This window comes from Paenibacillus sp. P2(2022), assembly GCF_029522175.1.
GTDB lineage: Bacteria > Bacillota > Bacilli > Paenibacillales > Paenibacillaceae > Paenibacillus > Paenibacillus polymyxa.
Genome location: NZ_JAKWFI010000001.1, coordinates 871555 through 886597 on the forward strand (window position 1 = coordinate 871555; position 15043 = coordinate 886597).

General features: G+C 44.7%; 13 protein-coding genes. 9 read left to right on the forward strand and 4 right to left on the reverse strand.

All coding sequences use genetic code 11. The annotated features are described in order from the left end of the window. Positions 1-138 precede the first annotated feature (138 nt). The 5 genes from MMB75_RS03665 to MMB75_RS03685 all read left to right on the forward strand — a co-directional run bounded on the left by MMB75_RS03665 (position 139) and on the right by MMB75_RS03685 (position 6716). A complete protein-coding gene (locus MMB75_RS03665; RefSeq protein ID WP_044785242.1) occupies positions 139-2358 on the forward strand; it encodes a copper amine oxidase N-terminal domain-containing protein in 2220 nt (739 codons plus the stop codon). Positions 2359-2613: 255 nt separating this feature from the next. After that, positions 2614-3105, forward strand: coding sequence for a Fur family transcriptional regulator (locus MMB75_RS03670; RefSeq protein ID WP_016822309.1), 492 nt, complete (start codon positions 2614-2616; stop codon positions 3103-3105). A 1-nt stretch (position 3106) separates the two neighbouring features. After that, positions 3107-3397 (forward strand): membrane protein insertion efficiency factor YidD, encoded by a 291-nt coding sequence (gene yidD / locus MMB75_RS03675; protein ID WP_045244441.1) that lies wholly within the window; start codon positions 3107-3109, stop codon positions 3395-3397. A gap of 415 nt (positions 3398-3812) precedes the next feature. Beyond that, positions 3813-5831, forward strand: coding sequence for a methionine--tRNA ligase (metG, locus tag MMB75_RS03680; RefSeq protein WP_045244442.1), 2019 nt, complete (start codon positions 3813-3815; stop codon positions 5829-5831). Between the two features lie 168 nt (positions 5832-5999). Further along, complete coding sequence (locus tag MMB75_RS03685; protein WP_025365168.1) at positions 6000-6716, forward strand: cytochrome c biogenesis CcdA family protein; 717 nt, start codon at positions 6000-6002, stop codon at positions 6714-6716. Here the strand turns inward: MMB75_RS03685 and splB are convergent. After that, entirely contained in the window at positions 6709-7773 is a 1065-nt protein-coding gene (gene splB, locus MMB75_RS03690; RefSeq protein ID WP_045244443.1) for a spore photoproduct lyase, read from the reverse strand. The two genes, MMB75_RS03685 and splB, sit on opposite strands and share 8 nt — an antisense overlap. 252 nt (positions 7774-8025) lie before the next feature. Between splB and mntR the strand changes: the two genes are divergently transcribed. The 3 genes from mntR to MMB75_RS03705 all read left to right on the forward strand — a co-directional run bounded on the left by mntR (position 8026) and on the right by MMB75_RS03705 (position 11416). Beyond that, complete coding sequence (mntR, locus tag MMB75_RS03695; protein ID WP_007430946.1) at positions 8026-8451, forward strand: transcriptional regulator MntR; 426 nt, start codon at positions 8026-8028, stop codon at positions 8449-8451. A gap of 137 nt (positions 8452-8588) precedes the next feature. Next, positions 8589-10331 (forward strand): family 10 glycosylhydrolase, encoded by a 1743-nt coding sequence (locus MMB75_RS03700; RefSeq protein ID WP_045244444.1) that lies wholly within the window; start codon positions 8589-8591, stop codon positions 10329-10331. Between the two features lie 95 nt (positions 10332-10426). Then, the gene (locus MMB75_RS03705; RefSeq protein ID WP_016822303.1) at positions 10427-11416 is read left to right on the forward strand and encodes a patatin-like phospholipase family protein; all 990 of its coding nucleotides are present in this window, start codon (positions 10427-10429) and stop codon (positions 11414-11416) included. 120 nt (positions 11417-11536) lie between these two features. Here the strand turns inward: MMB75_RS03705 and MMB75_RS03710 are convergent, their stop codons facing one another. The 3 genes from MMB75_RS03710 to MMB75_RS03720 form a co-directional block, all read right to left on the reverse strand. Continuing rightward, complete coding sequence (locus MMB75_RS03710; RefSeq protein WP_181575626.1) at positions 11537-11857, reverse strand: hypothetical protein; 321 nt, start codon at positions 11855-11857, stop codon at positions 11537-11539. Between the two features lie 7 nt (positions 11858-11864). Continuing rightward, positions 11865-12857: a DUF1385 domain-containing protein gene (locus tag MMB75_RS03715; protein ID WP_016822301.1), complete on the reverse strand. Its 993-nt coding sequence runs from the start codon at positions 12855-12857 to the stop codon at positions 11865-11867. Positions 12858-13125: 268 nt separating this feature from the next. Continuing rightward, complete coding sequence (locus MMB75_RS03720; protein ID WP_016822300.1) at positions 13126-14127, reverse strand: ABC transporter substrate-binding protein; 1002 nt, start codon at positions 14125-14127, stop codon at positions 13126-13128. Between the two features lie 265 nt (positions 14128-14392). Between MMB75_RS03720 and MMB75_RS03725 the strand changes: the two genes are divergently transcribed. Then, a complete protein-coding gene (locus tag MMB75_RS03725) occupies positions 14393-14983 on the forward strand; it encodes a YqhR family membrane protein (protein ID WP_045244446.1) in 591 nt (196 codons plus the stop codon). The last annotated feature ends 60 nt before the right edge of the window (positions 14984-15043 follow it).

Here is a 15043-nt window from a genome sequence, read left to right on the forward strand (position 1 = left end):
AATTTTTGCAATCACAGGAGAAAGTTCCCTTTTTTTCATGATCGTCAAAATTTCCAGAAACTTTTTGACAACTGTCGCGTCTAATAGTATGACTTTTCACGGGAATGATAATAATTTGGGGATAGAAGGAGACAGACAATGAATTTCAAGAAATGGACCATGCTCACCGCCTTGGCGGTAGCTCAGGTGGCTGCAGTAGCCCCTGTAGGAGCAGAAGCAGCATCAACAAGCGTTCAATCCACCGATTCGGTTAGCGCCCAGCAGACGACCAATGTTGCTGATTCCGGCGTTCAGAATAGTATCGGAGATCAAAATGGAACAAGCACACCAGCTAATACGGTAACACCTGATAACACGGGTGTATCCAATGATCCATTGACTGGGCTGCCTACAGATACCACTAACGGATCGAACGTAACCAATGATGTATACGGTGGAGACGGAACGATCACCAATCCTGGTGGAGCTCCAACATCCATGAATGCGAATCAACTGATTTTGTATTTGAACAGTGCTAAAATGGAACAAAACGGACAGGTATATACGGCAACTCAGCCGATGACAGTCAAAGACGGAGTTTCCTATGTAGCTATCCGTTCTCTTGTCAGCCGTGTCGGATTGCAGTTTAGTTATGACACTACCACCAAAGAAACCGTAATCACCCAAGGAACAAATGTCCTGCGCTTCAAAACAGACAGCAAAGTTTATACGGTTAACGGTGAAGCTAGACAAATGAAGGGACCGGCTTTCCAACAAAAGAACGTATTTATGGTACCGTTGACCTCGATTACGCAGGCCTTAAATATTCCTTATACTGTGAATAATACAACTAAACAAGTTATCATGGATTTGAATCAGAAGCCAAAAGCTTCTTTCACGGTTCAACAAAAAGATATCTATGCGGGTGAAACTCAAGTTACGTATTTGACCAAGGAATCTTCTCCTACAGGTCTTCCGATTGTGAACCAACGTTGGGAAGGTAAGCAGGACGTATTTCAGGAGCCGGGTACATATGTAGTTACCTATTCCGTTCTTGACTCTGCTGGGAACTGGAGTGATCCTTACTCAGTAACAATTACAGTAAGACCGCCAAACCAGCCGCCGGTAGCTCTGTTTACAACGGATAAAAAAGAGTACAAGATGGGTGAAAAAATTACCATTACCGACCTGAGTACTGACGACGAAAATGCGATCACTAAGCGTGATTGGGAGAACAAGAAACTTGCCTTCTTCCAGCCAGGTGATGTAACCATTACCCTGACCGTGACTGATAAGCATGGCGCAACAGGTACCAAAAGTGAAACAATTAAAATTACGAATGAACTGCTGTACAACGAAGATGATTTCAATAAAATTTTCACGCCATATGGTGATAAATACAGTGTAGATGGCAGTCAGGTGCCTGCTATGGCTACTATTCCAGTGACAAGTACTTCTTCCCCACGTCTATTGATCCGTGCTAACAGCCCAGAGCGTGTGTTCCAGGATGGTATCGTGTATCAGGAAACCGGATCAGGCAGTACGCGTATTCTTGTCCATCATGTCAATGAAACGGGTCGAGATGTGAAGATGTACGTGATTGCGACCAACAACAATATCACTCCAACCAATATAAATGTCGAAAATTCCGGTTTTGCTGGACCATCTGAATTTGCCACAGCTGCGGGTAAAGTTTCGATTCAAAGGTACTTTCAATCTATGTTGGATGGAAGCAAGCATTCCAGCACAGTTCTAAATCCGGGTGAGAGCCGTGTTATTTTACAAGATTTGAACGCGCAAAAAATCAAGCAAAAACAAGTTATTTCTTTGTTATCCGATCTGTACACGGATCAACCTATTCAATACACGGTAGTTGTGCTAGATGCTAATGTAGATCCGTTGACTGCGTTGCCTACTCTGGCAAAACTGCCTAAGGACGGCATTCATAACCGTGGAACGTACGCAAATTCAGATATTTCACTCAATTATACCGAAGAGGTTGGTAAAACAGCTCAACGTATCGTTCTTGGTGATAATAAGGTGGACCCGAATCTGATTGGTACCGACGGTCTGGACGGCTCTTCTGCTTCCAATGCCGGCAACTTTGGTGTTGTATATAAGGTTAAGTTGGATCATGTAGCGCCGTATTCACTGATTGCGTTCAACCCACGTGGAGGCGAATACGCCGGCTATGCGATGGTGAATAATCAGGTTGTGGGTATACCAACAAATGGTTCTGTGCAAGCTCCGAATGAGATGAGTGTGCTGTATCGCACAGGTCATATCGAAGAAAGTGTAGAGATGTATTTCACTGCAGCTGCTGGTAGTAATCTGCCGGTTTCCGTAGTAGTTATGCCTTTACCAGCTATTAAAAACTAATTTTAAATAATCGGTGCTGTTTACCGGTATAGACCACTTGAGTCTCATCATTCACCGTTTTAAAAGTCGATGTCACTTGCAGGATATAGGCGTTCTCCCGTTGCGAACTTGGTTGCAGCACTGGAGAACGTCTTTTTCTTATAAGTAGCGCGAATATCTCTTATAATATTGACTTTAATCGTGGTATAATGAATAGATGCAAGCCTAAGCCTGCATCAGAAAACCTGAAACTATAGACAGGGGAGGGTGAAACGCATGCTGACAAAGGATGAGATTATCGCAACGATGTCCGCTCAGGGGCTGCGTATTACAGATCAACGCAAGACGTTGGCCACGTTATTTTCCGAGAATGAAGGGTATCTGTCCCCTAAAGACGTTTATGAATATATGGGTAAGAAGTACAGCGGACTTAGCTTTGATACAGTATATCGCAATCTGCGTGTAATGCAGGAATTGGGTGTACTGGAGCAGGTATCTTTTGAGGATGGGATGAAGTTCAAGGTGAGCTGTAATGAACATCATCACCACCACCATATGATTTGCTTGAGCTGTCAGAAAACATTGCCGATTTCTTTTTGTCCAATGCAAATGACAGATACAACAGATCAATTCCAAATCGTCGAGCATAAGTTTGAAATTTTTGGTTATTGCAAAGACTGTCAGCAGAAGAATGGGCATACTGAGAGTAATTCGGATGGGGGTTTCAAACAGACGAGCAGTCACACTCACAGCCACGGGGGCTACTGAAATGAAAATCACCACACGCAGAGTGGTACAGGCTCCGATTCAGTTTTATCGTGCTTACATTTCACCATTAAAGCCGGCTACCTGCAGGTTCTATCCGACGTGTTCGGCGTATGCGCTGGAAGCGGTAGAAGTGCATGGTGCGCTCAGAGGCTCATGGCTAGCTGCAAAGCGTATAGCTAAATGCCATCCATTTCATCCCGGCGGTGTAGATTTGGTCCCTCCTGCAAAAAAGGGGTTAGATCAGTCTGACAAAGATCGTTTGGCTACCCATACTGAGAAGGGTCTGACTTGACAGCGCCATGCCGATTTGGTTATATTTTGGTTAATATTGTTTTCCTGTGAAGGGATGAGTAAGGTAAGTCGTCCAGTACAGAGAGCCGGAGTTAGCTGAAAACCGGTCTGGAGTGAAGCCTGAATATGGTCCTGGAGGAACCTTTTTCGAGCGTATTTGCCACAGTGAAGAAGCTATGTTCAAGAGGCAATCGTAAGGAGGAGGCGTGATCCAGCGTTAATGGGCGGTCAGATGTGACCGGTGAAGCCTGTATTCTGCGAGGGTACAGGGAATTTGGGTGGTAACGCGTGAGGTGACTCTCGTCCCATAGGGACGGGGGTCTTTTTTGTGCCCAATTTGTGTCGAATTCATGAATTGGAGTACCTATCATGATAGCAAATCTTTTGCTGTCGTGAACAAAACAGGAGGAACATACATGTCTAGTGAGAACACATTTTACATTACAACACCGATCTATTATCCCAGTGACAAGCTCCATATAGGACACGCCTACACGACGGTAGCGGGTGATGCGATGGCTCGCTACAAGAGGCTACGGGGCTATGAGGTTCGTTATTTGACAGGAACGGATGAGCATGGCCAGAAGATTGAGCAAAAGGCAAGTGCAGCTGGCAAAACGCCGCAACGTTTCGTAGATGACATTGTGGCAGGTATTCAAGACCTGTGGCGGAAGCTCGACATTTCCAATGACGATTTTATCCGTACTACGGAGGAACGTCATAAGGCTGTCGTACAGGAAATCTTTGATCGTTTATTAAAACAAGGCGATATTTATAAGGGAGAATACGAAGGTTGGTACAGCATTCCTGACGAGACTTACTACACAGAAACTCAACTCGTTGACGTCGTGAAGGACGCTGAAGGTAATGTAACTGGAGGTAAGAGCCCGGATAGTGGACACCCTGTAGAACTGGTCAAGGAAGAGAGTTACTTTTTCCGCATGAGCAAGTATGCTGATCGGTTGCTGCAATTTTATGAAGAGAACCCGCAGTTTATCCAACCGGAATCCCGGAAAAAAGAAATGATTAACAACTTTATCAAGCCGGGGTTAGAGGATCTGGCTGTTTCCCGTACAACTTTTGACTGGGGTGTTAAGGTCAAGGGGGACCCGAAGCATGTCGTATACGTGTGGATTGACGCACTTTCCAACTACATCACTGCCTTGGGGTATGGCTCTTCTAATACTGAGCTGTACGATAAATTTTGGCCAGCAAATGTGCATATCGTAGGTAAAGAGATTGTACGATTCCACACGATATATTGGCCAATCATGCTGATGGCACTGGACCTTCCGTTGCCTAAAAAAGTATTTGCACATGGTTGGTTACTCATGAAAGATGGCAAAATGTCGAAATCTAAAGGCAATGTGGTAGACCCGGTAACGTTGATTGACCGTTATGGTCTGGATCAACTTCGGTACTACTTGCTGCGCGAGGTGCCATTTGGAGCGGATGGAACATTCACACCTGAAAGTTTTGTAGATCGTGTAAATTCGGATTTAGCCAATGATCTGGGCAACTTGTTGAATCGTACGGTAGCGATGGTAGACAAATATTTTGACGGCAAAGTTCCCGCTTATGAAGCCAATGTAACCTCATTCGACGCAGCTTTGGTAGATATGGCAACATCGACTTATAGTAAAGTTGAAGAAGCTATGGAAAACATGGAATTTTCCGTGGCTTTAACGGCGATTAGCCAATTTATCAGCCGTAGCAACAAGTATATTGACGAGACGCAACCTTGGAATCTGGCTAAGGATGAGGCAAAACGTCGCGAATTGGCATCTGTTATGGTGCATTTGGTAGAAAGCTTGCGTATTGCTTCCATTTTACTTCAGCCTTTCTTGACGCGTGCACCTCATAAAATTTGGGAACAACTCGGTATTCGTCAAGGGGAGCTGACTACATGGGATAGCGGCAAGCAATTTGGACGTATTCCAGAAGGAACGCAGTTGGTAAAAGGTAATCCGATCTTCCCTCGTCTGGACTCTGAGCAAGAGGTTGCTTTTATCGTAGAAGCAATGACTGGAGGTAAGAAACCGGAGGAAGCTGCCACACAAGCTCAACCGCTGAATGCATCTGAGGCGAGCCAGGAAGCACCAGAGCCGAAAGAAGAGATTGGCATTGAGGATTTTGCCAAGGTAGAACTGCGCGTTGCTCAGGTTGTCGCCTGTGAGCCTGTGAAGAAGGCCGATAAACTATTGAAGCTTCAGCTCGATCTTGGTTATGAGCAGCGACAGGTGGTATCAGGAATTGCGAAGTTTTATACACCTGAGGATATCATTGGGCGTAAGGTGATCTGTGTGACCAATCTTAAGCCAGTAAAACTTCGGGGTGAGCTGTCGCAGGGTATGATTTTGGCAGCATCACATGGGGATCAGCTTACATTGGCCACTGTACCGGATGGTATGCCAAATGGTGCGATTGTAAAATAAGAGGCTATATAAAATAAAAGAACGTAAAAAGCGTATGCTTGGATATTATTCTCCCAGGCATACGCTTTTTGGCTTGCATCATATTTTTCTCTGTCTATACGTATGTTTTAGTAGGTAGGGCTTGTATTTGCTCTGCGTGTTCACTAAGACAGGTGGGAGGAAATGATGATGTCAGATGTCAACGCCGGGTTGGCCATCGTTGCTGGACTGGTTTCTTTTTTTTCACCGTGCTGCTTGCCACTATATCCATCCTATTTATCGTATATAACAGGAATGTCGGCACGTGAACTGGCTGAAGGACGGCACAGGGCAGAGGTTCGCTATCGTACGATGGGACACACGCTTGCTTTTGTATTAGGCTTTTCGGTTGTTTTTTATTCACTGGGGGCAAGTGTCGGGTTGCTTGGAGAATGGTTTGCCAATTATGGGGATACGCTAAGAGTCGTAGCGGGACTACTTATTATACTCATGGGTCTGGTATCTCTTGGTTTCGTGCGTCCATTATTTCTAATGAGAGAGCATAAGCTGCGCTGGACATGGAAGCCTGCCGGTTACGCCGGTTCCTTTGTAATCGGAATTGGGTTTGCGGCAGGCTGGTCACCCTGTATCGGTCCTATGCTAACAGCTATTATCGCTTTGGCGGCAGTAGAGCATCACATTTGGTTCAAGCTGATTACTGGCTACGCACTTGGTTTTGCGATTCCGTTTTTTGTATTGGCTTTGCTGGCAGGCTCTGTTAAGTTATCGTCCCGTTATACTTCCATCCTTATCCAAATAGGTGGCATGCTGCTTGTGATCACTGGCGGTCTGCTGGTAACGGATCATATGACAGATGTTACGCTTTTTTTACAACGGATTACCCCGGATTGGATGCTGGTTATGTGAAATATTCGATACGACTTAAAGGAAAATGTTCAAAAATGCGTTCTGTGATAAACTCCCGTAGTGCATTTTGCTGTTCATCGGGATAAACATATTTATTCTGGCCCCAGCGGCCCCATTTTTTCTTACGTTTTTCTATGTCCATTTCCAGTTTGGTTTTCGGGTAACGTTTCTCGATAACAGCTTTGGATGTTTTGGTAAAGCGATGCTGAATTAATTCGAATGTCAGATCCTTCGTAGCATGCTGGGGCAAGGTTTCTCCCAATCTACGCAGCAGCTCTCCGTATCCTTCTTCCCAGCCGTCATACCAAATGATGGGTGCGATGATGAACCCCAGCGGATAACCGGCCCGTGCGATTTTGCCCGCTGCTTCAATACGTTCCTCAAAGCGCGAAGTTGCAGGTTCAAACTGTTTAATAACATAATCGGAATTAATGCTAAAGCGGATGCGAGTATGGCCATTATGTTTAATATCCAGCAATGGATCAACATGATGATATTTTGTAACAAAACGAAGTCGGCCAAATTCCTCATCTGCCATGAAACGAATCAAGTCTCCAAGTGATCCAGTGATATGCTCCAAACCAACCGGATCAGAGGTACAAGCTGCTTCAAAACGAGTAATTTCAGGCGCCCGCTCCTCGATATAGGCTTTAGCTGCTGATATGATATCGTCAGTATTGACATAGATGCGAATATACGGCTTTGCTCCTAAGGTTGTTTGTAAATAACAGTAGTGACAGTGCCCCATGCAACCAGTCGAAATAGGGATGGCATATTCGGCAGAGGGCTTGGATTGGTCAAAAGTTAATGTTTTACGGATGCCGACAACCAGTGTCTTTTTTGCCATTCGGTATTTTTCAACTTCAGTTTCACCTGGTAAATTGGTAATTCGGTTGTGAGAGGTCGTCATACGATACGGAATATCCTTGGCTTTGACCCAACCCATAATACGCTGGCCTTTGGGATAATTTAGTGCGTCTGGTTCAAAAAACACCAGATCAGGCATGAATGGTTTGGTTCCTCTGATTTGGACAGGAGTACGCTCAAGCGTAGACATGGCTAACGCTCCTTTCGAAATAAATCCTCTGTGCTCTGGTGTCCAACTCTAAAGCATCTCCGCAGAAAGTAACGATACAGGGGCGACAACATTAGTGTACCCTGCTTAAATTGAACAAATCGTGGCAATAGATGTGAGTGGAGGGACGAGACTTGCCAATGAGCGATGATAACATGTATCATTACATAGTAGGTTTAATGCAGGAAATGAAGGCGGTAAGCGCCCGTTCAATAACAGAAAAGAGGGAAACAAGTGCCAACGCCAAGCATGGAAGATTATTTGGAGCGCATTTACCAACTGATCGATGAGAAGGGATATGCTCGTGTCTCGGATATCGCAGAGGGTTTGGAGGTGCATCCTTCGTCCGTCACCAAGATGATTCAGAAGTTGGATAAGGACGATTATCTTGTATATGAGAAGTATCGGGGACTGATTTTGACACCGAAAGGGAAAAAGGTCGGCAAACGGTTGGTTGACCGCCACCAGTTACTAGAGCAATTTCTGGATATGATTGGGGTTGACAAGGACTTAATATATAAAGATGTGGAAGGTATTGAACACCATTTGAGCTGGGATTCCATCACACGTATCGAGACATTGGTTGAATATTTCCGCCGAGATGAAGATCGCTTGCGCCAGCTTCATGACATACACAAGGAATTGAGTGGGGATTCCTAAAAGCATCTGTCCTTATGGACAATGCTTTTTTTTATTTTCCTGACCGCAACAAATATCTGGTTATTAGCGTCTATCCATTATATAGCAGGACAAGATAGGGGTTAAAATTAACAGGGGTAGCGGAGGATTATAAAGATATGAAGCGGAAGAAAATAGGGCTCATGGCTGCGGGTCTACTCTTAGCAGTACAGACTGCCATCGTGCCTGGAGTTCAAGCGGCATCAACTGGTGAGATTGAGATTATATTGGACGGACAGTCCCTGCAAAGTGATGCGTCACCGTACATTGTACAGGGAGCGAATGTCACGATGGTTCCTTTGCGAGTGATTAGTGAGGGATTAGGCGCACAGGTCAACTGGTCGGCATCGTCTGGTACGGTAACGATTACAGCACAGAACAAAAATATATCTATGGATAATGGTGCACAAAGCGCTACTGTGAATGGCAAGTCGGTTCGATTGGACGCATCTGCGCGTATGTCAAGTGGGAGAGTCATGGTACCATTGCGTTTTGTTGGGGAAGAGTTGGGGTTAAAAGTAGACTGGCAAGCCTCAGAGCGGGTCATTACGTTAAGCAGTGGTAAAGAAGGTACCTCTACTGCTGGGAGTACTTCTGTGGGAGACAGCAGCTCAACATCAAATAACTCAGCATCTGGCAATCAGGAGAGTGTTAGTACCGATCAGGGAGCCAAGGAGGATGGACAGGACGCTGTTACCTCACCGTCAACCTCTACTAATGAGGAAGGTTCAGGTTCCTCACAGGGAAATATGGCTCAGGTGAAGGCTACAACCTCTATGCGTGGAGCATGGATTTCCACCATTAATGGAGATTGGCCTTCTTCATCTGCACGAAGCAGTTCCGAGAAGCAAAAGCAGGAGTTTACAAAAATGCTCGATGATTTGCAGGGTATGGGCATTAACGCGGTATTTGTTCAGGTTCGTGCCAGCGGGGATGCGCTTTATCCGTCTGATCTTGTGCCATGGAGCAAGTATTTAACGAATACCCAGGGTAAAAATCCAGGCTATGATCCGTTGAAATTTATGATTAGTGAATCACATAAGCGGGGGATGGAATTCCATGCCTGGTTTAATCCGTTCCGTGCTAATTCTACAGGAACAACTAGCGGTTTGGCAGCAAACCATGTGGCTAATCAACATCCGGACTGGATTGTTAAGAATGGTAGCCAGTTGTACATCAATCCTGGAATTCCAGCTGCACGTCAGCATGTCATTGCTGCGATTATGGAGGTCGTAAACGGATACGATATTGACGGTGTCCATTTGGATGATTATTTTTATCCTTACAGCGGGACTTTTGATGATGACGCGACATTCAAAGCATATAACGCCAACAAAATCTCTAACAAAGGTGACTGGCGGAGAGATAATGTAAATAGTTTTGTTCGCGATTTGGGCAAAAGCATTCATGCCAGCAAGTCGAAAGTTCAATTCGGGATTAGTCCTTTTGGCGTGTGGCGCAACAAGTCTCAGGACTTAACGGGTTCAGACACCAAGGCAGGCGTTACTGCGTATGACACGACATTTGCAGATGTAAGAACCTGGATTAACAAAGAATGGATTGATTATGTAGCTCCACAAATTTACTGGAGTATCGGTTTCCCAGCGGCTGGATATGACAAGCTTGTCGCATGGTGGTCCAATGAGGTCAAAAATTCAGATGTTAAGCTGTATATTGGCCATTCACCTTATAAAATCGGCACCCCTGAAAAAGGATGGCAATCCGCTCAAGAGTTAATTAAGCAGCTTGAACTGAACGAGAATTATAAGCAGGTCAAAGGGGATATTTATTTTAGTGCACAGCATTTGCGGAAAAATCCATACGGACTCATTCAACTTCTTCAAAATTATTATCAATTATGATATAAATTGGATCATTTAGGTTCTATATGGACCTCCGTTCTCATACATAAGCAGTAGAACTGCTTACTCCCAAGAGAACGGAGGTTTTTTGATCTATGCTGATCAATGCTGTGTTCCAGGGTGGAGGGGTTAAGGGAATATCGCTGGCGGGTGCAGTTAAGGCTGCGGAGGAGCATGATATTGTATTCAATCGTTTGGCTGGTACATCATCAGGGGCTATTGTAGCTGCTTTATTGGCTGCGGGATATACGGCGGATGAAATGAAAGCCGTAATTGAGAAAACTCCCTTGGTCAAGTTGTTAAGACGTTCTCCAGTGTTCAATATTAAGTGGGTTGGGCCAGCAGCACGTATCTTTCTTAAAAAAGGGCTCTACTCAGGGGAGGCACTGGAGCATTGGGTACGCGAGCTGTTACTAGCTAAAGGAGTGCGTACATTCGCGGATCTACCTCCTGGCAAGCTGCGCATTATTGCATCAGATATTACGAATGGACGCATTTTGGTGCTTCCTGAGGATATCAAACGTTTTGGTATAAACCCCTCTTCACTAGAGGTAGCCAAGGCCATTCGGATGAGCACGAGTATCCCTTATTTTTTTGATCCTGTTATGTTAAGACTTGATTCTGCACTTGCCAAGGGAAAAACCTTTTCACAGCAATTTGTATTTGTTGTTGATGGAGCCTTACTCAGCAATCTGCCTCTATGGCTTTTTGATGAGCCTGTCAATGAACGTGAGGCCAAAACGATTCCAACGGTAGGATTTCAAATGGTGGGCAAAACAGGGACGGAGACCAAGGTTTCTTATATACGAGGCCCATTGACCATGCTGCAGGCTATTTTTGATACCATGCTATCGGCACATGATGAACGGTATATTGAGCAGGAGAATCGGTATCGGACCATTAAAATTCCAACTTTGGGTATCCGCACTGCCCAATTCAGCATTTCACCAGAGCAAAGTGATTTGTTGTATGCTTCCGGTGTGCAGGCAGGAGAAGCTTTTTTCCACAAATGGAGCATCACTTCTTACCAGCAGCAGTATAGTAAGTATCAATTGATGAAAGATACCATGTACGCCATGAAATAAGCACCACTTACTGGCAGCTGAAGTAATTTTAAAAGAAAGTAAAAAAGGAGCCTCTTCCCGGTCATATTGCATAACACGGGTGATGGCTCCTTTGTGTTACATTTTAAAGGTTGATAATGATTAATGATATTTAGGTTGTTCCTCTTCATTTTTGCCCTTGGAACCCTCAATGACATGAAAAGGATACGTTTTGCGTTTGCTTGTAGTCTGCTGTTTACGTGCACTGGCTGTTTTGGCCATGGTGCGCACAGAGGGCTTAACTTTGGGAGTTCGCTTGCGTTGTACTGGCTGGTATTTGTACAGCAGAAATATAACTGCAAAAATAAAGACGGGGATTAGTAAACTAATGAGAAAGCCCCAGCTACCTTTCCATAGCATATCTACAATTCCATATGCGCCCAAAGCAAGGGTAAGCCAGAAAATAACGGCATGTCTGTACATCATTCACTCATCCTTTCACAGGATCAAGGACCGGACTGTTGAGAGTCTCCTTTACAGGTACATTTTCTAACTCAGCATCCAATTCAAGCATACGCTTAAATGAGGCAATCGATACCTCCACTTGATCATCGGTCGGTTCTTTGGTGGTAAGCAACTGCAGCCATAAGCCGGGGTAACCTAGATAACGAAGCACTGGAATTTCCCGAAGTGCATTGGTCAGCTTGAGAAATTCAAAAGAAAGACCCAATACGATCGGAAGTAGTAAAAGACGTTGCCCCATGCGCTCCCACAGATTATCGTAGGTAAACAGGGAGTAGACGAGTACCCCGATAATCACGGTGAGCATAATAAAGCTGCTACCGCAGCGATAATGCAGTCGGCTATATTTTTGTACGTTGGCTGGAGTCAGTTCTTCCCCTGCTTCAAATGCAGTAATCACTTTATGCTCCGCGCCGTGATATTGAAACAGTCGCTTAATTAACGGAGTTTGGGAAATACCCCATAAATAAGCGAGCAGCAAAATCAGCTTAATAGCTCCTTCAGCGAGATTATGCAAAATCTGGTTGTGAAACAAGCCGCCAAACAGGAAACTCTCCACAACAACCGGAACCAGGGTTAATACAATTTTGCCAAAGAGGAAGGACAATATACCGACCGCAGCCACGCCGATCATCATGCTCAGGCTCCAACGGGATTCCTCTTTTTTCTTTTGTTCAGCGCGTTCTTCCGGATCTACTTCATCATCAGCATACGCATCGGCTGAATAGTTCAAATGCTTGGTGCCCTTGGCACTGGAGTCGATGATGCTGACAATCCCCCGCAATAACGGAATTCTGCGGAATTTGGACACCCAGGATTGCTCCTTGCGTGGTACTTCCAAATATGTGATTTCGCCAGATTTGCGGCGAACTGCCGTGACATTGACACGCTTGCCGCCGAACATGACACCTTCAATGACTGCCTGACCGCCGTAGCTCACAGGCTTGGATGCTTGTGACAACCGTCTCACCTCTCTTAATACATACTTTTTTGTATATTGTATCGAATTTGGAAGGGAATATCTAGTTAGACGAAAATGGGATGTAGTGACCTGCTAATTTTATCATTCGAAAAGGAAATTTAATCATAACGGAGAAGATGGAAATCCTTGTAGTGTGGGGAGATATCATGCCATAGGTTTAAAAAAGCATTTATGAGAGCGGTCAGACTGCCCCCATAAATGCTTATTATCGCCAGTTATAAAATCAGACGGAATCGCCAGATCAAATTCATTGCGTAATTGCCCCGACAGTCTCATCCACCAGTCCCTTTGACGAGACCGGGCCGCCAAACGTCCATGTTGTACTGGCCAACGGATAAGTACGTTTTTCTTTGACGAATTTCAAACCGTTCCAAACAGAATTGTTTTTCATAGATGAGCCGAAAACATTATCGTCTGGCTGCACAATATAGATAAAGTTGCTGTCCTGAACGGCTGACAGAGCTTCAATGCCAACCGTTGAAAAGCCATACGATTCAACCTTGCTCGGTTTCCAATCGTTAACCAAACCGATCTTCGCCAGTGTTCCCACAACGACTGAATTATCTGAAAACATACGCAGACTGGCTGCATTTTGCGAAGTAAAAGCCTGTGTCAGTATAAAATGGAAATCCGATTTGTTTGCAGCGGCGAGCTTTTGTTTGGCTTCGGCATAATGCTGGTCCAGATCGGCAAGCACCTGCTTAGCTTTATCCTCTTTTCCAAGAGCGACTGCGATACTATTAAAAATCTTCACCATCTTATCATAGTCGTAGCCGTTACCATCGTTCAGATTATATTCAATCGTCGGTGCGATGGCCTTGAGCTGCTCATAGATTGCTTCATTCCCATCAAAATTGGATATGATGAGATCCGGCTTTAATGAAGCAATCGCCTCCAAATTAGGCTCGTTGCGTGTACCGACATCGACCACGTTACTGTCCAGAGCCGCCTCTGGAGTCACATACACCTTATAGTTGGCATTGTCCGCATTACCAACTGGCTGAACGCCCAATGCAATCAAATCCTCCGTAAATGTCCATTCAAGCACCACGACACGCTGCGCGGGCTTGTCAAGCGTGAGTTCACCACGATTATGCTTTACTGTCACAGGACCGGTCGCTGCTTCAGTGGGTTTGCTGCCCGACGTAGTTGTCTGACCTTTATCTGCTGCATTGTCAGTTGCTCCACAACCTGCCAGTGTGAGCATAAAAGTCAGTAACAATAAGAATCCGATAAATCCCTTTTTCATAGATTGCGTTCTCCTGTATAAACGTATTATAAAATGATAATGATTATCATTTTCATCAATATATTATGAAACAGGATTGAAATTTTGTCAATGCAAAGATTATTAAATCTACTCTTCAACTTCATTGTTAAACTGCCCCCCATTGGAGCATACTACCTCTCAAAATGGATAGGCACGAATTTGGTGGAAGTACACATGCTTTTCCTTATAACAATGAGTCCTCACCATGAGAAAATTTATTCATTTTGAAAGGAGATCCAACCACATGAGTGAAACTTACTCTATACCGAAAATAGGTCGTGATCAGGAACAGTCCCGTGAATCTCAAAATCAACGTAATCATAATGACAACAGTAACAGAGGCAGACAACAGTCAGGCAAATTACATACACCGCTCATTCCCTTTGCACTTGAGCTGGGTTTTTTTGCGGGTTTGCTCTGGGGGTTGCTGCGCTGGCTGTTTTATACGCTGCACTTTACAGTAGTGGCGCCTGGCTTTCTGGCAGAGCCGTTTTTCAAGCATTCGTTCATGAACACCATGGCAGGGCATTTGGTGGGGTTGCTGTTTTTTATTGGATTGTCCGTGGTAGCGTCATTGGTGTACACCCTGATTTTGCGCAGGTTTAATGGCCCAATCCCCGGTATTATATACGGTCTGATTTGGTGGGTTATTTTATTTGTGTTAACAGGCCCTAAGTTAGGGATGATGAACCCTCCTTATCGATTAACATGGAATTCCATATATACGGAAGTTTGCGTATTTATACTGTGGGGACTATTTATCGGATATACCGTTGCTGTCGAGTATACGGATGAAAGAATGCGCGAGCCTGAGAAGGCTGGGGACAGAACGTAACAAAAACTTCTCAAGCGCCTATCCCCTGTGTTAAAATAGCATTTGGTTATTTGACAGAGG

What these genes read in the sequence shown, in the direction of transcription:
- MMB75_RS03665 (WP_044785242.1), top strand. Translation starts at nt 139, where the DNA reads ATGAATTTCAAGAAATGGACCATGCTCACCGCCTTGGCGGTAGCTCAG.
- MMB75_RS03670 (WP_016822309.1), top strand. Translation starts at nt 2,614, where the DNA reads ATGCTGACAAAGGATGAGATTATCGCAACGATGTCCGCTCAGGGGCTG.
- yidD (WP_045244441.1), top strand. Translation starts at nt 3,107, where the DNA reads ATGAAAATCACCACACGCAGAGTGGTACAGGCTCCGATTCAGTTTTAT.
- metG (WP_045244442.1), top strand. Translation starts at nt 3,813, where the DNA reads ATGTCTAGTGAGAACACATTTTACATTACAACACCGATCTATTATCCC.
- MMB75_RS03685 (WP_025365168.1), top strand. Translation starts at nt 6,000, where the DNA reads ATGTCAGATGTCAACGCCGGGTTGGCCATCGTTGCTGGACTGGTTTCT.
- splB (WP_045244443.1), bottom strand. Translation starts at nt 7,773, where the DNA reads ATGTCTACGCTTGAGCGTACTCCTGTCCAAATCAGAGGAACCAAACCA.
- MMB75_RS03700 (WP_045244444.1), top strand. Translation starts at nt 8,589, where the DNA reads ATGAAGCGGAAGAAAATAGGGCTCATGGCTGCGGGTCTACTCTTAGCA.
- MMB75_RS03705 (WP_016822303.1), top strand. Translation starts at nt 10,427, where the DNA reads ATGCTGATCAATGCTGTGTTCCAGGGTGGAGGGGTTAAGGGAATATCG.
- MMB75_RS03710 (WP_181575626.1), bottom strand. Translation starts at nt 11,857, where the DNA reads ATGTACAGACATGCCGTTATTTTCTGGCTTACCCTTGCTTTGGGCGCA.
- MMB75_RS03720 (WP_016822300.1), bottom strand. Translation starts at nt 14,127, where the DNA reads ATGAAAAAGGGATTTATCGGATTCTTATTGTTACTGACTTTTATGCTC.
- MMB75_RS03725 (WP_045244446.1), top strand. Translation starts at nt 14,393, where the DNA reads ATGAGTGAAACTTACTCTATACCGAAAATAGGTCGTGATCAGGAACAG.